The organism is Sulfuricaulis sp., from assembly GCF_024653915.1.
In the GTDB taxonomy this organism is placed as follows: Bacteria; Pseudomonadota; Gammaproteobacteria; order Acidiferrobacterales; family Sulfurifustaceae; genus Sulfuricaulis.
Window position 1 is genome coordinate 186,095 of the sequence record NZ_JANLGY010000013.1, and the last position, 14,737, is coordinate 200,831.

Sequence of the window (14,737 nt, forward strand, 5' to 3'; positions counted from 1 at the left end):
ATTTACCCACCATCCATGCTGTTTAATTCCACTTAATGTCCCGCAAGCTGCACATCAAGACCTTCGGTTGCCAGATGAACGAGTACGACTCCGCGCGCATGGCGGACGCGCTGGCGGCCAGTCACGGCTTCGAGGCCACCGACAACCCGGCCGAGGCTGATGTACTGTTGCTCAATACCTGCTCCATCCGCGAAAAGGCGCAGGAAAAAGTGTTCTCCCAGCTTGGCATGTGGCGGGAACTGAAGTTGGCCCGGCCCAAACTTATTATTGGCGTCGGCGGCTGTGTCGCCAGCCAGGAAGGGGCAGCGATTCTCCGGCGCGCACCGTATGTGAACATGGTGTTTGGTCCGCAGACCTTGCACCGTCTGCCGCAGATGCTCGACAGCGTGCTGGCCACACAGCGTCCGGCCGTGGACGTGTCGTTTCCCGAGATCGAGAAATTCGACCGCCTGCCCGAGCCGCGCGTGGACGGCGTGCGCGCGCTGGTATCGATCATGGAAGGATGCAGCAAGTACTGTAGCTTTTGCGTCGTGCCCTACACCCGTGGCGAAGAATTCAGCCGGCCCTTCGATGACGTGATCGCGGAGGTCGTGCACCTGGCGGAACAGGGTGGGCGCGAAGTGATTCTGCTGGGACAGAATGTCAACGCCTATCACGGAGCCATGCACACCGGCGAGTTTGCCGATCTGGCGCGTCTCATCCATTATCTCGCCGAGATCGACGGGATCGGTCGCATCCGTTTCACCACCTCGCACCCGCAGGTGTTCAGTGAGCGGCTCATCACGGCTTATGCCGAGGTGGCGAAGCTGGCCGGTCATCTGCATCTGCCGGTGCAAAGCGGGTCGGACCGGATTCTGGCGCTCATGAAGCGCCACCACACCGTGCTGGAATATAAATCGAAAATACGCCGGCTGCGCGAGGTGCGACCGGACATCAGCGTGACGACGGATATCATCGTTGGTTTTCCGGGCGAGACCGATACCGACTTTGCCGCTACCATGAATCTCGTGGAGGAAATGAATTTCGATACCTCCTTCAGTTTCCTCTACAGCGCCCGCCCCGGGACGCCGGCGGCCGAACTCGCCGATGACACACCGCGCGAGGTCAAGGAGGCGCGACTGTTGCGTTTGCAGGGCCGCAACATCGAAATGGCGTCCGCCATCAGCCGGCGCATGGTGGGAACAACGCAGCGCATTTTGGTCGAAGGCCCGTCACGCAAGTCCCCGCAACAGATGTGCGGGCGCACGGAGAACAATCGTGTTGTCAATTTTGATGTACAGGGAAGTACAAATGCCATGGGAGGCGGGATGCCGGGAGTGGTGGAATGCACCGACGCGAGTTTGATTGGCTGTTTTGCCGACGTGGTAATCACCGAGGCGATGACTAATTCCCTGCGTGGACGGTTGCTTGTCGAGTCTCAGGCACGCCGCGCTTGATTTATTCCCCGAATTTGCTCTTAATCATGGGTCGAGACCCATTCGGAATTGCCTTGCACGCTTGAAACCCAAACCCAAGCACGTTGAACTCAGTCTTACCCCCGCGGATAACCGGCGCCTGGCCAGTCTGTGCGGGAGTCACGACGAACATCTCAAACAGATCGAGGAATATCTGGGAGTAGAGATCGCCAACCGCGGCAATCTCTTCCGTGTCACGGGTAGCCCGGAGGAAAGCCACGCGGCTTCGCAGTTGTTGCAAGACCTTTACGGTGTTACCGAGGGCAAAGGGGAGCTGACGCTTGCCGGCGTGCACGCGGCTTTGCAGCAACTGGCAATGCGCTTGCCGGACGAGGAGAAGGATCGCGAAAGCACACTGCGCACGCCCAAGCGCATCGTGCGCGGTCGCGGACCCCGCCAACGGCAGTACATTCGGAACATTTTGACTCATGACATCAGTTTTGGTGTCGGCCCGGCCGGTACCGGCAAGACCTATCTGGCCGTGGCCTGCGCCGTGGAGGCACTGGAGAGCAACCGGGTCGAACGCATCCTGCTGGTGCGACCGGTGGTGGAAGCGGGGGAGCGCCTCGGGTTCCTGCCCGGCGCCATTGAGCAGAAAATCGATCCGTATCTGCGTCCCCTGTACGACGCGCTGAATGAAATGCTGGGTTTTGAAAAAGTTGCGCGACTGCTCGAAAAAAGCGTGATTGAGCTGGCCCCGCTGGCGTACATGCGCGGACGGACGTTGAACGAATCCTTCATTATTCTGGACGAAGCGCAGAACACCACCGCGGAACAGATGAAAATGTTTCTCACGCGCATCGGATTCGGCACCACCGCGGTAATCACGGGGGACATCACCCAGATCGACCTGCGCCGCAGCCAGTTGTCCGGCCTCAAGCAGGCGATAGAAATCCTGGGCGATGTGGGCGGCATTACCTTTACCCATTTCACGCCGCAGGATGTGGTGCGCCACGCGCTGGTGCAAAAGATTGTCGAGGCCTACGAAAGTTTCGATAAGGGCACGGAAGGACTACCTCCCGCGAAATGAAACTGCAATTAAGCGTGCAATACGCCGCCGCCCGCGCTGGATTGCCCGCCACAATGACGCTCCAACGCTGGGCCGGCGCCGCGTTGCACGGTCTGGGCCGCCGCCGCGTTGCGCTGGGTGTACGTATCGTGGGAGCCGCGGAATCCGCGGCCCTGAATCACCGGTTTCGTCGCCAACGTGGCCCGACCAACGTGTTGTCGTTTCCCTTCGAGGGACCGTCCGGGATACGCAGCGAATTATTGGGCGATCTGGTCATTTGCGCGCCAGTGGTGCGACGCGAGGCGCGTGAACAGCAAAAACCCCTGCGTGCACATTGGGCGCACATGGTGGTACACGGTATACTACACCTGCGCGGCTACGATCATCTGAAGCGGCAGGACGCCACTGTGATGGAAAAAAAGGAAATCCGTATTCTTAAGGAGTTGGGTTTCACCAACCCCTATATTTCATGAACAAGAAAACCGAAGACAAGTCCGAAGACCAGGACGAGGCTGCTGTTGCGCCGCGTTCGCTGCTGGATCGCCTGAGTCACGCCCTGCTGGGTGCGCCGGCCTCGCGCGAGGATCTGGTGCAATTACTGCGGGAGGCGGCGGAGCGAGAGCTGATCGACAGCGATTCGCTCGACATGATTGAGGGCGTGCTGCAGGTCTCTGAAATGAAGGTGCGCGACATCATGGTGCCGCGCTCGCAAATGGACGTGGTAGACCGGGAAAGCCTGCCGGAAGCTTACCTGCCGCTGGTGATGGAATCCGGCCACTCGCGCTTCCCCATGGTGGATGGCGACAAGGACAAGGTGGTCGGCATACTGCTTGCCAAGGACCTGTTGCGTTACCTGTTTCTCGACAAGAAAAAACGCGCCAAATTCAATATTCACGACATGCTGCGCCCGGCGGTTTTCGTGCCGGAGAGCAAGCGCCTGAACGTTCTGTTGCGCGAGTTCCGCACCAGCCGTAATCACATGGCGATCGTGGTAAACGAATATGGCGGCGTGGCGGGCCTCGTGACCATCGAAGACGTTCTCGAGCAGATTGTGGGTGAGATTTCGGACGAATATGACATCGATGACGACGTGATGATCATGCCGCGCGAAGGCGGCGAATACGTGGTTAAGGCGCTGGTCACGCTGGCCGATCTCAATACGCGGCTCAAGGCCAGTCTTGCCCATGAGGAAATCGAGACCATCGGCGGGCTGGTCATGAATCGCCTCGGCCATGTACCGCGTCGCGGCGAAAAGGTCGAGATCGATAACCTGCGCTTTGAAATCCTGCGCGCCGACAGTCGTCGCGTTTATCTTCTGAAAGTGACTCCGGTTGAACAACCCGGCCGGCAAAAAACCCAGAAGTAATATTTATTCGTTGCCGCCGGCGTGGGCCGACGTGGCCGCTGGCGTTGCCGGACTGTTGCTGCCGCTGGCGTTTTCTCCCTTCGATCTGGTTCCGCTCGCTATCCTTTCGCCCGCACTGCTGTTTGCATCCTGGCACGGGGCCTCTCCCGGACGTGCCGCGTTTCGCGGTTTCCTTTTTGGCCTCGGCATGTTCGGCGTGGGTGTGTCCTGGGTGTATGTCAGCATGCATCTCTACGGCAACATGCCGGCGGCGCTCGCCGGCTTCGCGGTTTTTCTGTTTGTGGCGGGGCTGTCGCTTTATCCAGCGTTGCTCGGCTGGTTGCAGGCGCGTTTATTTCCAAAGCCCGGACCGTGGCATCCGTTGTCTGTCCTGGCTTCGTTATGGGTGTTGTTCGAGTGGATGCGCGGCTGGTTTCTGACCGGTTTTCCCTGGCTTCATCTCGGCTACAGCCAGATTGCCACGCCGCTGTCCGGTTACGCGCCCTGGTTCGGAGTGTATGGTGTGAGTTACTTTTGCGCGATCAGCGCCGGGCTGCTGGCCGCCGGCGTGCGCACGCCGGAAAAAGTTCTCAAGATATTTTTACCGCTGTTGATTCTGGTCTGGGTAGCCGGATGGGCGGCGGGCAGGTTCGAGTGGGTAGCGCCGCTGGATAAACCGCTGCAGGTGACGCTGATCCAGGGCAACGTGCCGCTCGAAAGCAAATGGCAGCCGGCGGCGCGCCGCGTCATTATGGATCGCTATGCTTCTTTGAGCACGCAGGCACCCCGGTCGGACCTGATTGTCTGGCCTGAATCGGCCATCCCGGTGACGCGAGAAGAGATTGATCCGGGATACCTGGAAAATCTGCAACGCCTGAGCAGAACAGCAAGCACGGATTTTTTGATGGGTATCGTTGAGCGCGATAAAAATACCCGCCGTTATTACAACAGTGTCATCAGCGTCAGTCCGCAGCCGGGAACCTATCGCAAACAACATCTGGTCCCCTTCGGGGAGTACTCGCCGCTCGATCCACTGTTTCGCTGGTTGATGCGGAATCTGCAAATACCCATGTCGGATTTCAGCGCCGGACCGGCCGATCAGCCCCCGCTGGTGGCGGCGGGACAAAAAATCGGCGTGTCGGTGTGTTATGAAGATGCCTTCGGTGAAGAGGTGATTCGTGCGTTGCCGCAGGCGTCACTGCTGGTGAATGTCAGCGAGGATGCCTGGTTCGGCAATTCCATCGCCCCGCATCAGCGCTTGCAGATGGCGCGCATGCGCGCACTCGAGACGGGGCGGCCGATGCTGCGCGCCGCCAACACCGGTCCCTCCGCGGTCATCGATCACCGTGGTGAAGTGGTCGCGCATTCACCGCAATTCCAGGTCCATGCGCTCACGGCCACGGTGCAGCCCATGCACGGGGTAACACCCTATGTCCGTTTCGGGAATTGGCCTGTCGTGTTGTTCCTGGTCCTCATGCTGGTTGGGGCGGTACTAGGGGCCTATGTCCATATAAGACCAATCAAAATGCGCTGATTGTCAGGCCTGATTGACCGCTCCCCACGTGTGGGCATGGTTCTTGCTGCCTTTTCTGACTGACCTATTCTTATAGGTAATAACCCTTACAAACACAGGGACCGTCACCCAGGACGCATGGCTACTACCAGTCAGGACATACAGACATCCAAGTCAGGTCACTGGCGCGGCATCGGTGGGCCATTGCTGACTGTCATCGCCATTGCTGGTATCGAAATTCTGGCGCACACGGGATTCAGGATCCCCAATCCGCCGGCCATTCTTCTGCTCACCGTGGCGTTCTCCGCGTTCTACAGTGGAACCCAATCCGGTCTGGTCAGCGCCGCCTTGTCATGGGTGTACTTCGCCTATTATTTTTCGATTCCTGGCCAACCTTTTCATTACGTCGGCGAAAACTTCGTGCGCGTGGCGATGTGGGCCATCACCACGCCCGTCATGGCCGCGATGCTTGGTTATTTAAAAAAACGTACCACGCGCGTCGGCACGCTGGTATCCGAAAAATTGGCGCTGGAAACACAGATCGCCGAGCGTAAGCGCGCAGAACAGGAAGTGCGGCTGTTGCAGACCATGACGCTCGCGGTCAGCGAGGCGGAAGACCTGCACACGGCGCTTCAGGTGGTGTTGCGCAAGGTATGCGAGTCCACTGGGTGGGTTTTGGGTCAGGCATGGATGCCGGGAGAAAGCGAGCGTCTCGAATGCGTGCCGTCGTGGCATTGCAGCGCCAAGGGGCTGGAACGCTTCCGCAAGATGAGTCTGGATATAACGTTTTCCCGCGGAGGCGGACTTCCCGGCCGGGTCTGGGCGACAAAGAAACCGGCTTGGGTCAAGGACGTGAGCACCGACGGAAATTTCCCCCGCGCCGCTGTGGCGATTGAAGTGGGCCTGAAGGCCGGGCTGGGCATTCCGGTGTTGGCAGGAGATGAAGTGATCGCCGTGCTCGAATTCTTTGTGCGCGAACCGCGCCAGGAAGATGAGCATTTGATCAGCGTGGTATTCAGCGCCGCCGCCCAGTTGGGCTCGGTAATCCAGCGCAAGCGCGCGGAGGTGGCGTTGCGGCGCAGCGAGAACCAGTTACGCGCGATCATTGATGCCGAACCGGAATGCGTCAAGATCATCAAGGCGGATGGCACGCTGGTGCAGATGAACGCCGCCGGACTGGCCATGGTCGAAGCCAGCCGCCCCGAGCAGGTGCTGGGCAAGTCGATATTCAAAATGTTGATGCCGGAATACCGTGAACCCTTCCGTGCCTTTGTCGAAAATGTCCTGCGTGGCAACAAAGGTATTATGGAATTTGAAATAACCGGATTCAAGGGCACGCATCGCTGGCTCGAATCCCACGCTGTTCTTCTGCCCGAAGAACAGGGCGGGCCTCCGCTCGTATTGAGCATCACGCGCGATATCACCGATCGCAAGCAGACCGAGAAACGCCTGCGACAGCTCGCACATTTCGACAGCCTGACCGATCTTCCCAACCGGGTGCAGCTCATCGAAAAGCTGAAAGAAGCCATGGCCGAGGCGGATCGCCGTGAGCGCCTGGTGGGCGTGGTGTTTCTGGACCTTGACCGGTTCAAGAACATCAATGACAGTCACGGCCATGCGAAAGGCGACAAGTTGCTGCGGGAAGTTGCCGTGCGGCTGAGCGGCGCGGTGCGCCGCGGGGACACGGTCGCGCGCCTGAGCGGCGATGAATTTGCGCTGGTGCTGGCGGACATGGGGCATGTGGACGATGTCATCCACGTGGCCCAGAAAATCCTGGATACTTTTCGTGAGGCGTTCCAGGTGGAAGAAAATACTTTCTTTATTACGGCGAGCATGGGTATCACGCTCTATCCCTTCGATGACCGGAGCGCGCAGGAATTGTTGCGCAACGCCGACGTGGCCATGTATCGCGCCAAGGAATCCGGCAAAAACAACTACCAGTTCTATGTGGCGGAAATGACTGCCAAGGTCGCTGAGCGGCTGTCACTTGAAAATGATCTGCGCTTCGCCCTGGAACGCGGTGAATTATCATTGAATTATCAGCCGATCGCCGATTGCCAGTCCGGTCGCATTCTCGGGATGGAGGCGCTGCTGCGCTGGAAACATCCCAAGCGCGGCATGATTTCACCGGCGCTGTTCATTCCGCTCGCCGAGGAGACCGGTTACATCGTTCCCATCGGCGAATGGGTTTTACGTACGGCGACCGAACAATGCCGGCTCTGGCAAAAAATGGGATTTCCCTCGCTTTACGTGGCGGTGAATCTTTCCTCCCGGCAGTTTCATCAGAAGGATCTGCCGATGTCCATTTACAATATTCTGCAGGAGACCAACTTCAATCCGGCCTTGCTCAATCTGGAGTTGACGGAAGGGCTGGTCATGCAGCAGGCCGAGGCGTCCATTAATACCCTGCGCGAACTGGTGGCCATGGATATCCGGATTTCCATCGATGATTTCGGCACCGGCTATTCCAGTCTCAGCTATCTCAAGCGTTTCCCGATTAACGTGCTGAAGATTGATCAGTCGTTTGTGCGCGATATTCCGAAGGACGAAGATGACGCGGCCATTGCCAGCACCATCATCACCATGGCCCACAGTCTGGGGCTGAAGGTCGTGGCCGAGGGCGTTGAAACGCTCGAACAGCTGAACTTCATGCGTGAGCACCATTGCAATGCCATGCAGGGTTATTATTTCAGCAAGCCCCTCCCGCCCGAGCAGTTCGAGGAATTCCTGAAAAGCGGAATCCGTCTCGCCGTCTGATTTTCCGTTGCTGGCGCTTCCGGCGCCATTCATTTCCTGTTCCCCCGTAGTTGTATCTGCGAAGACTGCCGCGAAAATGATATGATGCGTCTATCCTGCCTCGGCGGGTTCTGTCATCTTTTCAAGGATCGAACAATGAAAAAATATATTCTGTTTTTACCGTTGATCTTGCTGTTGAACGGCGTTGCTATCGCCGTAGACAAGCCGGCCATTGGTTATGTAGATGTGCGCAAGGTGCTGCTGGAAAGCAAGGCGGGCAAGAAAACCAAGGCCGAGTTCGAGAAAATAATCAAGGAAAAGGAAGGTGCCCTGCGCAAGGAAGAGGAAAAGCTCAAGGCCATGCAAGAGGCGTTTCAGAAGGATCAGCTGTTGATGACGGACGACCAGAAAAAAACCAAGCAGAAGGCATTTCAGGAAAAAGCCGATGCCTATCAGAAAATGGTCAAGGAGGCCAAGCAGGAAGTCGGCAAGAAAGACAACGAATACGCCGCCAAATCGATGGTTGAAATACGCGGCATCATCGCGGAGCTGGCCAAGGAAATGAAACTGAATCTGGTCTTGGAGGCATCCGAGTCCGGCCTGCTGTACGCCGAGGAAGGCATGGATCTGACATCAAAAGTCATGGAGAAGTACGACGCGAAGGCCAAATAAACGAAAACAAGAATCTTAAACCACGGGGAGCACGGGGACTGAAAAGTGCCGGAAAAACAGGGAGGCCATTCCTAAATCTTTACATGCCTTTCCCCCGTGTTCCCCGTGGTTTGAATTCATTTTGTTATGGGTTCTTCGCTTGTAACATCGCCGAAGGCGATTTGGCCGAAAAAGGACGAAACCCCCGAATTACGGTATCCTTCCGGCTCTCAGGCAATGAGCCGAAGATGCATCCGATGCAAGAAAATTACTCCCACGAAAAAGTAGAAAAAGCCGCCCAGGACTACTGGGAGAAACATCAGACGTTCAAGGCAGCGGAAGATCCGAAACGGGAGAAATTCTACTGCCTGTCGATGTTTCCCTATCCCTCCGGCAAGTTGCACATGGGTCATGTGCGCAATTACACCATTGGCGATGTGATCACCCGCTACCAGCGTATGCAGGGCCGCAACGTGTTGCAGCCCATGGGCTGGGACGCCTTCGGCTTGCCGGCCGAGAATGCGGCCATGGCCAACGGCGTACCGCCGGCGAAATGGACTTACGACAACATCGCCTACATGAAAAAGCAATTGCAATCGCTCGGTTTTGCGATCGACTGGGAACGCGAGCTCGCCACCTGCAAGCCTGAATATTACAAGTGGAACCAGTGGCTGTTTCTGCGCATGCTGGGAAAAGGCATCGCCTACAAGAAAACCGGCGTGGTGAATTGGGACCCGGTGGACCAGACCGTGCTCGCCAACGAGCAGATCATCGACGGGCGTGGCTGGCGCACGGGCGCTCTCATCGAGAAGCGTGAGATTCCCATGTACTACCTGGCGATCACGCAATACGCCGAGGAACTGCTGGCCGATCTGGACAAGCTCACCGAGTGGCCGGAGCGCGTGCGCACCATGCAGGCCAATTGGATCGGCAAGAGCGTGGGCGTGCGTTTTGCCTTCCGAGTGAATGGAGTCGCGCGTAGCGCGCTCGGCTCGCTCCCTTCTCCCCTTGCGGGAGAAGGGGTGGGGATGAGGGGTGATTCCCCCTCTCCCCTTGCCCTCTCCCGCGAGGGGAGAGGGGGAGTTGGTGAGAGTCTTCAGGATGGTTTGCTCTGGGTCTTCACCACCCGCGCCGATACCATAATGGGCGTCACTTTCTGCGCGGTGGCGGCTGAGCATCCACTGGCAACACATGCCGCGAAAAACAATTCAAAGCTTGCCGCGTTTATCGAAGAATGTCAGCGCGGCTCGGTCATGGAGGCCGATCTGGCCACCATTGAAAAGAAAGGCATGTCGACCGGTATCAGTGTAACGCATCCACTCACGGGCGAGCCGGTTCCGGTGTGGGTCGGCAACTACGTGCTCATGGGTTATGGCGATGGCGCCGTAATGGCGGTGCCGGCGCACGATGAGCGCGACTTTCATTTTGCGAAGCAGTATGAACTTCCCATCAAGCAGGTCATTGCAGTTGGGAACGAGAAATTTTCTATTGAGGGATGGCAGGAATGGTACGCGGACAAGGCGCTCGGCCGCTGCGTGAATTCAGGCAAGTACGACGGCCTCAATTACCACGCTGCTGTCGACGCCATCGCCGTTGACCTGAAAGCGAAGGGCCTCGGCGATAAACAGACCATGTGGCGACTGCGCGACTGGGGCATTTCACGCCAACGTTACTGGGGTTGCCCAATACCGATTATTCACTGCGGCCAATGCGGTGACGTGCCGGTCCCGGACAAGGATCTGCCGGTGCTGCTGCCCGAGGACTGCGTGCCGGACGGCACCGGCAATCCGCTCAACAAGCGTACCGATTTCGTGAACTGCCCATGCCCGAAGTGCGGCAAGCCCGCGCGGCGCGAGACCGACACCATGGATACCTTCGTGGATTCTTCCTGGTACTACGCGCGCTATGCCAGCAAGCGCAGTGACACCGCCATGGTCGACAGCGAAACCAATTACTGGATGCCGGTGGACCAATATATTGGTGGCATCGAGCACGCCATCCTGCACCTGCTGTACTCGCGTTTCTGGTGGAAAGTGATGCGGGATAACGGACTGGTGCAAGGTGACGAGCCGTTCCTGCGCCTGCTCACTCAGGGAATGGTGCTGAACGAGATTTTTTTTCGCAGACCGGCGACCGCCATGGATGGCGGAAGTGCCGGAAACGCAGGAGCAGGTTTCAGGCCGAGCGGTCGCATCCAGTACTTCAATCCGGCGGAGGTCGAGATCAAGACCGACGACAAGGGCGGTCGTGTCGGTGCGATACTAATAAGTGATGGCCAGCCGGTTGAATCGGGCGGGATCGGCACCATGTCGAAGTCCAAGAACAATGGCGTCGATCCGCAGTCGCTGATCGAACAGTATGGCGCCGATACCGCGCGCTTGTTCATGATGTTTGCCGCGCCGCCGGAGATGACGCTGGAGTGGTCGGACGAGGGCGTGGCCGGTGCCAGCCGTTTCCTGCGCCGGTTGTGGAAGCTCGTGGCCGACCACGTGAATCGGGGACCGGTGGCCAGGGCTGATTTTTCTGTGCTCCCACCAGTGCTCAAGGATCTGCGACGCCAGGCGCACCAGACACTGTCCAAGGTTTCCGACGACATCGGCCGGCGTCGCACCTTCAATACGGCGATCGCGTCGGTGATGGAATTGCTCAATGCGGTCTCCAAGTCAGATGAAAGCTCGGCGTCCGCCAACGCCGTGCGTCAGGAGGCACTCGAATTTGCCGTGCTGACACTGTCACCGATCATTCCGCATATCTGCCACACCTTGTGGCAGGCGCTCGGGCACCAGGAAGCCATACTCGATGTGCGTTGGCCCACGCCCGACGACGCGGCAATGAAACAGGATAATCTCGAAATCGTGGTGCAGGTCAATGGGAAATTGCGCGGTCGCGTGTCAGTCCCAGCGCAGGCAGGTGAGGACAAGGTGCGTGAAATTGCGCTGGCGGATGAAGCGGTGACGCGTCACGTCGGTGGCAAGGTGGTAAAGAAGGTCATCGTGGTGCCGGGCAAGCTTGTGAACATCGTGGTGGCATGAAAGTGGCAAGCAGCAAGTTACAAGTAACAAGCAATGGAAGCAGGAGTTCTGTTCTCTTGCTACTTGCTACTTGTTACTTGTTACTGGTTTCGTGTGGTTTTCATCTGCGCGGAACAGGAAATGTGGATATTCCTTCTTCGCTTTCCGTGTTGCAGGTGAGGGTGGAAGGCAGTCTGCTGGAAAATAACCCGCTGCTGGTGGCGATAAAGAATGCGCTGCGTACGCAGACGAATATTCAAGTCCAGGAATCCGGTGATGTGCCGCAATTGATACTTTACGGCGAGCAGTCGGACAGTCAGGTTTTGTCGTTAACCTCGGCCGGAAAAGTTGAAGAGTACCTGCTGAAATACGAAGTCAGCTTCCGCCTGATGGACAAGGAGGGAAAACTGTTATCGATGCCACAAACGGTCAAGGTACAGCGCGATCATCAGTTCGACCGACTCAACGTATTGGCCAAGGAGAGGGAAGAGCAGGAACTGCGGCGCGAAATGCAACGCGATGCGGTGCAGCAGATCTTGCGAAGATTGGCGCGAGTCACCCTCATTGATCCCGATGCAAATCAACGCTGATCAATTAGCCAATCAGTTCAAGCGCGGCCTGGCGCCGGTCTACTTCGTGTACGGCGAGGAATTGCTGTTGGTCGAGGAAGCCTGCCAGTCCATTCGCGAAGCGGCGCAGGCCGCCGGATACCTGGACCGCCAGCGGTTGACGGTGGAAAATGGATTCGACTGGGATGGATTTTTTGCCTCCACGCAGTCGCTTTCGCTTTTTTCCGAGCGGCGTTTGATCGAGCTGCGTCTGCCGACCGGAAAACCGGGCGAGGCTGGCGCGAAAATTCTCATCGAAATCGCGGCACAACCGCCCGCGGATACCGTGTTGCTGATCAGTGGCGGCAAGCTCGACAAGGCCACGCGCGAAACCAAATGGGCCAAGGCGCTGGAAAACGCGGGTGTGGTGGTGGTGGCGTATCCGTTGGAGTCGGCGCAATGGCCCATGTGGATACGCCGTCGCATGGAGGCGAAAGGACTGAAGCCAGGTCCGGGCGTGGTGGATTTATTGGCGCACCTGATGGAAGGCAACTTGCTGGCGTGCGCGCAGGAAATCGACAAATTTTCCCTGCATTTTGGCAGCGGCGAAGTGGGCCTGGATGACATCGAGAATAATCTCAGCGACAATGCCCGCTACAATGTTTTTGCATTGGTGGATGCCAGTCTGCGCGGCGAAGCGGCAACCGTTGAGCGGATTCTCGTCAGCCTGCGCAGCGAAGGTGTCGAGCCCATCCTGGTTCTGTGGGCGCTGGCACGCGAAGCGCGCGAATTGGCACAAATGGCGGATCTGGTGGCATCCGGTCAGCCGGTGATGCGGGTTCTTGAAACGCGGCGGGTGTGGGCCAAACGCAAGCCGCTGGTCGGTGCTGCGCTCAAGCGGCTGTCTTCCCGGGCCTCACAAGACCTGTTGCAACGCGCCGCCCGGACAGACCGCATTTTGAAGGGCCGGGCAACCGGCGATGTATGGCAGGAGTTGCAGTGTCTTGCGCTCAGCATGACCGGTCTCAAACTCGCCACATGTAATATATAGTGAGCACGACAATCAGGGCTTTATGAAAGCAGCCTCGAAACAAACCGCCGACATGGACATCAAGCGCTACATGCAGGAAGTCGGGCAGCGCGCGCGTATGGCGGCGCGTGCGATGTCGCGCGCCGAGACGGCGGCCAAGGACGCCGCCCTGATGGCCATGGCTTCTGAAATCGAGCGCCAGACCGAAGCGCTGATCGCGGTGAACAAGAAGGATATCGACGCTGCCAAGGCCCAGGGCCTCGATGCCGCCATGCTCGACCGGCTTGAATTGAATGGCGCGCGTATCAAGGCCATGGCCGAGGGCCTGCGGCAGATTGCTCAGCTTCCCGATCCCGTCGGCGAGATCACCGATTTGAATTACCGCCCCTCCGGCATTCAGGTGGGGCGCATGCGCGTGCCGCTCGGCGTGATCGGCATCATTTATGAATCGCGCCCGAATGTCACCGCCGACGCCGCCGGGCTTTGCCTGAAATCCGGCAATGCGAGCATACTGCGCGGCGGCAGCGAGGCGATTCACTCGAACCGCGCCATTGCCGCCTGCATCCAGACCGGACTCAAACAGTCTGGCCTGCCGGAAGATGCTGTGCAGGTGATCGAGACCACCGACCGCGCCGCCGTGGGCGAACTGATTCGCATGAAGGAATACGTGGACGTGATTGTGCCGCGTGGCGGCAAGTCGCTCATCGAACGCATCAGCGCCGAGGCCACCATCCCCGTCATCAAGCATTTGCACGGCGTGTGTCATGTGTACATTGACGACAAGGCCGACCTCGACAAGGCCGTGAAAGTGGCGTTCAACGCCAAGACGCAACGCTACGGTACCTGCAACACCATGGAAACCCTGTTGGTGGCACGTGCCGTGGCCGGCAAGGTTCTTCCCGTGTTGGGAAAAATGTATCAAGACGAGGGTGTCGAGCTGCGCGGCTGCGAAGCCACGCGCAAGATTCTTTCCGGCATCAAGGCCGCGACGGAAGAGGATTGGCACACGGAATATCTGGCGCCGATTCTTTCCATCCGCGTTCTGGATAATGTCGAAGAGGCCATCGATCACATCGCGCGCTATGGTTCGGCGCACACCGACGCCATCGTGACCGAGGACATTACCCGCGCGCGCCGTTTCCTGCGCGAGGTGGATTCGAGCTCGGTGATGGTCAACGCCTCGACGCGTTTCGCCGACGGTTTTGAATACGGACTCGGCGCCGAAATCGGCATCTCCACTGACAAGCTGCATGCGCGCGGCCCGGTCGGTCTCGAGGGGCTGACGTCAGTGAAATTCGTCGTGCTCGGGGACGGGCATATCCGGAAATAATGTTGCACCGCAGAGTACACAGAGATCGCAGAGAGATTCGTTTCAGAGACGCACGTTTTGACCCGCTCCACTTGCTATTCTCTGCACCCTCTGTGCTCTCCGTGGTGAAT

At 58.3% G+C, this 14,737-nt stretch carries 11 protein-coding genes; all 11 read left to right on the forward strand.

All coding sequences use genetic code 11. The annotated features are described in order from the left end of the window. Nucleotides 1-35 precede the first annotated feature (35 nt). On the forward strand, nucleotides 36-1,436 hold the full coding sequence (gene miaB, locus NUV55_RS07415) for a tRNA (N6-isopentenyl adenosine(37)-C2)-methylthiotransferase MiaB (RefSeq protein ID WP_296671686.1): 1,401 nt from the start codon (nucleotides 36-38) through the stop codon (nucleotides 1,434-1,436). Nucleotides 1,437-1,497: 61 nt separating this feature from the next. Beyond that, entirely contained in the window at nucleotides 1,498-2,484 is a 987-nt protein-coding gene (locus NUV55_RS07420) for a PhoH family protein (RefSeq protein ID WP_296671688.1), read from the forward strand. Next, a complete protein-coding gene (gene ybeY / locus NUV55_RS07425; protein WP_296671691.1) occupies nucleotides 2,481-2,936 on the forward strand; it encodes an rRNA maturation RNase YbeY in 456 nt (151 codons plus the stop codon). The genes NUV55_RS07420 and ybeY overlap by 4 nt, the downstream gene beginning before the upstream one ends. Next, a complete protein-coding gene (locus NUV55_RS07430; protein ID WP_296671692.1) occupies nucleotides 2,933-3,829 on the forward strand; it encodes an HlyC/CorC family transporter in 897 nt (298 codons plus the stop codon). The genes ybeY and NUV55_RS07430 overlap by 4 nt, the downstream gene beginning before the upstream one ends. 10 nt (nucleotides 3,830-3,839) lie before the next feature. After that, nucleotides 3,840-5,342 carry an apolipoprotein N-acyltransferase gene (gene lnt, locus NUV55_RS07435; protein WP_296671693.1) on the forward strand — a complete coding sequence of 501 codons (1,503 nt, stop codon included), beginning with the start codon at nucleotides 3,840-3,842 and terminating at the stop codon, nucleotides 5,340-5,342. A gap of 117 nt (nucleotides 5,343-5,459) precedes the next feature. Beyond that, nucleotides 5,460-8,078, forward strand: coding sequence for an EAL domain-containing protein (locus tag NUV55_RS07440; RefSeq protein ID WP_296671695.1), 2,619 nt, complete (start codon nucleotides 5,460-5,462; stop codon nucleotides 8,076-8,078). A gap of 135 nt (nucleotides 8,079-8,213) precedes the next feature. Next, nucleotides 8,214-8,729: an OmpH family outer membrane protein gene (locus NUV55_RS07445; RefSeq protein ID WP_296671696.1), complete on the forward strand. Its 516-nt coding sequence runs from the start codon at nucleotides 8,214-8,216 to the stop codon at nucleotides 8,727-8,729. 236 nt (nucleotides 8,730-8,965) lie between these two features. Beyond that, complete coding sequence (gene leuS, locus NUV55_RS07455; RefSeq protein ID WP_367280381.1) at nucleotides 8,966-11,740, forward strand: leucine--tRNA ligase; 2,775 nt, start codon at nucleotides 8,966-8,968, stop codon at nucleotides 11,738-11,740. After that, a complete protein-coding gene (gene lptE / locus NUV55_RS07460; protein ID WP_296671697.1) occupies nucleotides 11,737-12,309 on the forward strand; it encodes an LPS assembly lipoprotein LptE in 573 nt (190 codons plus the stop codon). Before leuS ends, lptE begins: the two co-directional genes overlap by 4 nt. Next, nucleotides 12,293-13,318, forward strand: coding sequence for a DNA polymerase III subunit delta (holA, locus tag NUV55_RS07465; protein WP_296671699.1), 1,026 nt, complete (start codon nucleotides 12,293-12,295; stop codon nucleotides 13,316-13,318). The genes lptE and holA overlap by 17 nt, the downstream gene beginning before the upstream one ends. A 52-nt stretch (nucleotides 13,319-13,370) precedes the next feature. Next, nucleotides 13,371-14,627: a glutamate-5-semialdehyde dehydrogenase gene (locus NUV55_RS07470; RefSeq protein ID WP_296671890.1), complete on the forward strand. Its 1,257-nt coding sequence runs from the start codon at nucleotides 13,371-13,373 to the stop codon at nucleotides 14,625-14,627. Nucleotides 14,628-14,737 lie beyond the last annotated feature (110 nt).

Excerpts from the sequence above, each read along its gene's own strand:
- NUV55_RS07445 (WP_296671696.1), top strand. The coding sequence starts at position 8,214 with ATGAAAAAATATATTCTGTTTTTACCGTTGATCTTGCTGTTGAACGGC.
- holA (WP_296671699.1), top strand. The coding sequence starts at position 12,293 with ATGCAAATCAACGCTGATCAATTAGCCAATCAGTTCAAGCGCGGCCTG.
- ybeY (WP_296671691.1), top strand. The coding sequence starts at position 2,481 with ATGAAACTGCAATTAAGCGTGCAATACGCCGCCGCCCGCGCTGGATTG.
- NUV55_RS07430 (WP_296671692.1), top strand. The coding sequence starts at position 2,933 with ATGAACAAGAAAACCGAAGACAAGTCCGAAGACCAGGACGAGGCTGCT.
- miaB (WP_296671686.1), top strand. The coding sequence starts at position 36 with ATGTCCCGCAAGCTGCACATCAAGACCTTCGGTTGCCAGATGAACGAG.
- NUV55_RS07470 (WP_296671890.1), top strand. The coding sequence starts at position 13,371 with ATGGACATCAAGCGCTACATGCAGGAAGTCGGGCAGCGCGCGCGTATG.
- NUV55_RS07440 (WP_296671695.1), top strand. The coding sequence starts at position 5,460 with ATGGCTACTACCAGTCAGGACATACAGACATCCAAGTCAGGTCACTGG.
- lptE (WP_296671697.1), top strand. The coding sequence starts at position 11,737 with ATGAAAGTGGCAAGCAGCAAGTTACAAGTAACAAGCAATGGAAGCAGG.
- leuS (WP_367280381.1), top strand. The coding sequence starts at position 8,966 with ATGCAAGAAAATTACTCCCACGAAAAAGTAGAAAAAGCCGCCCAGGAC.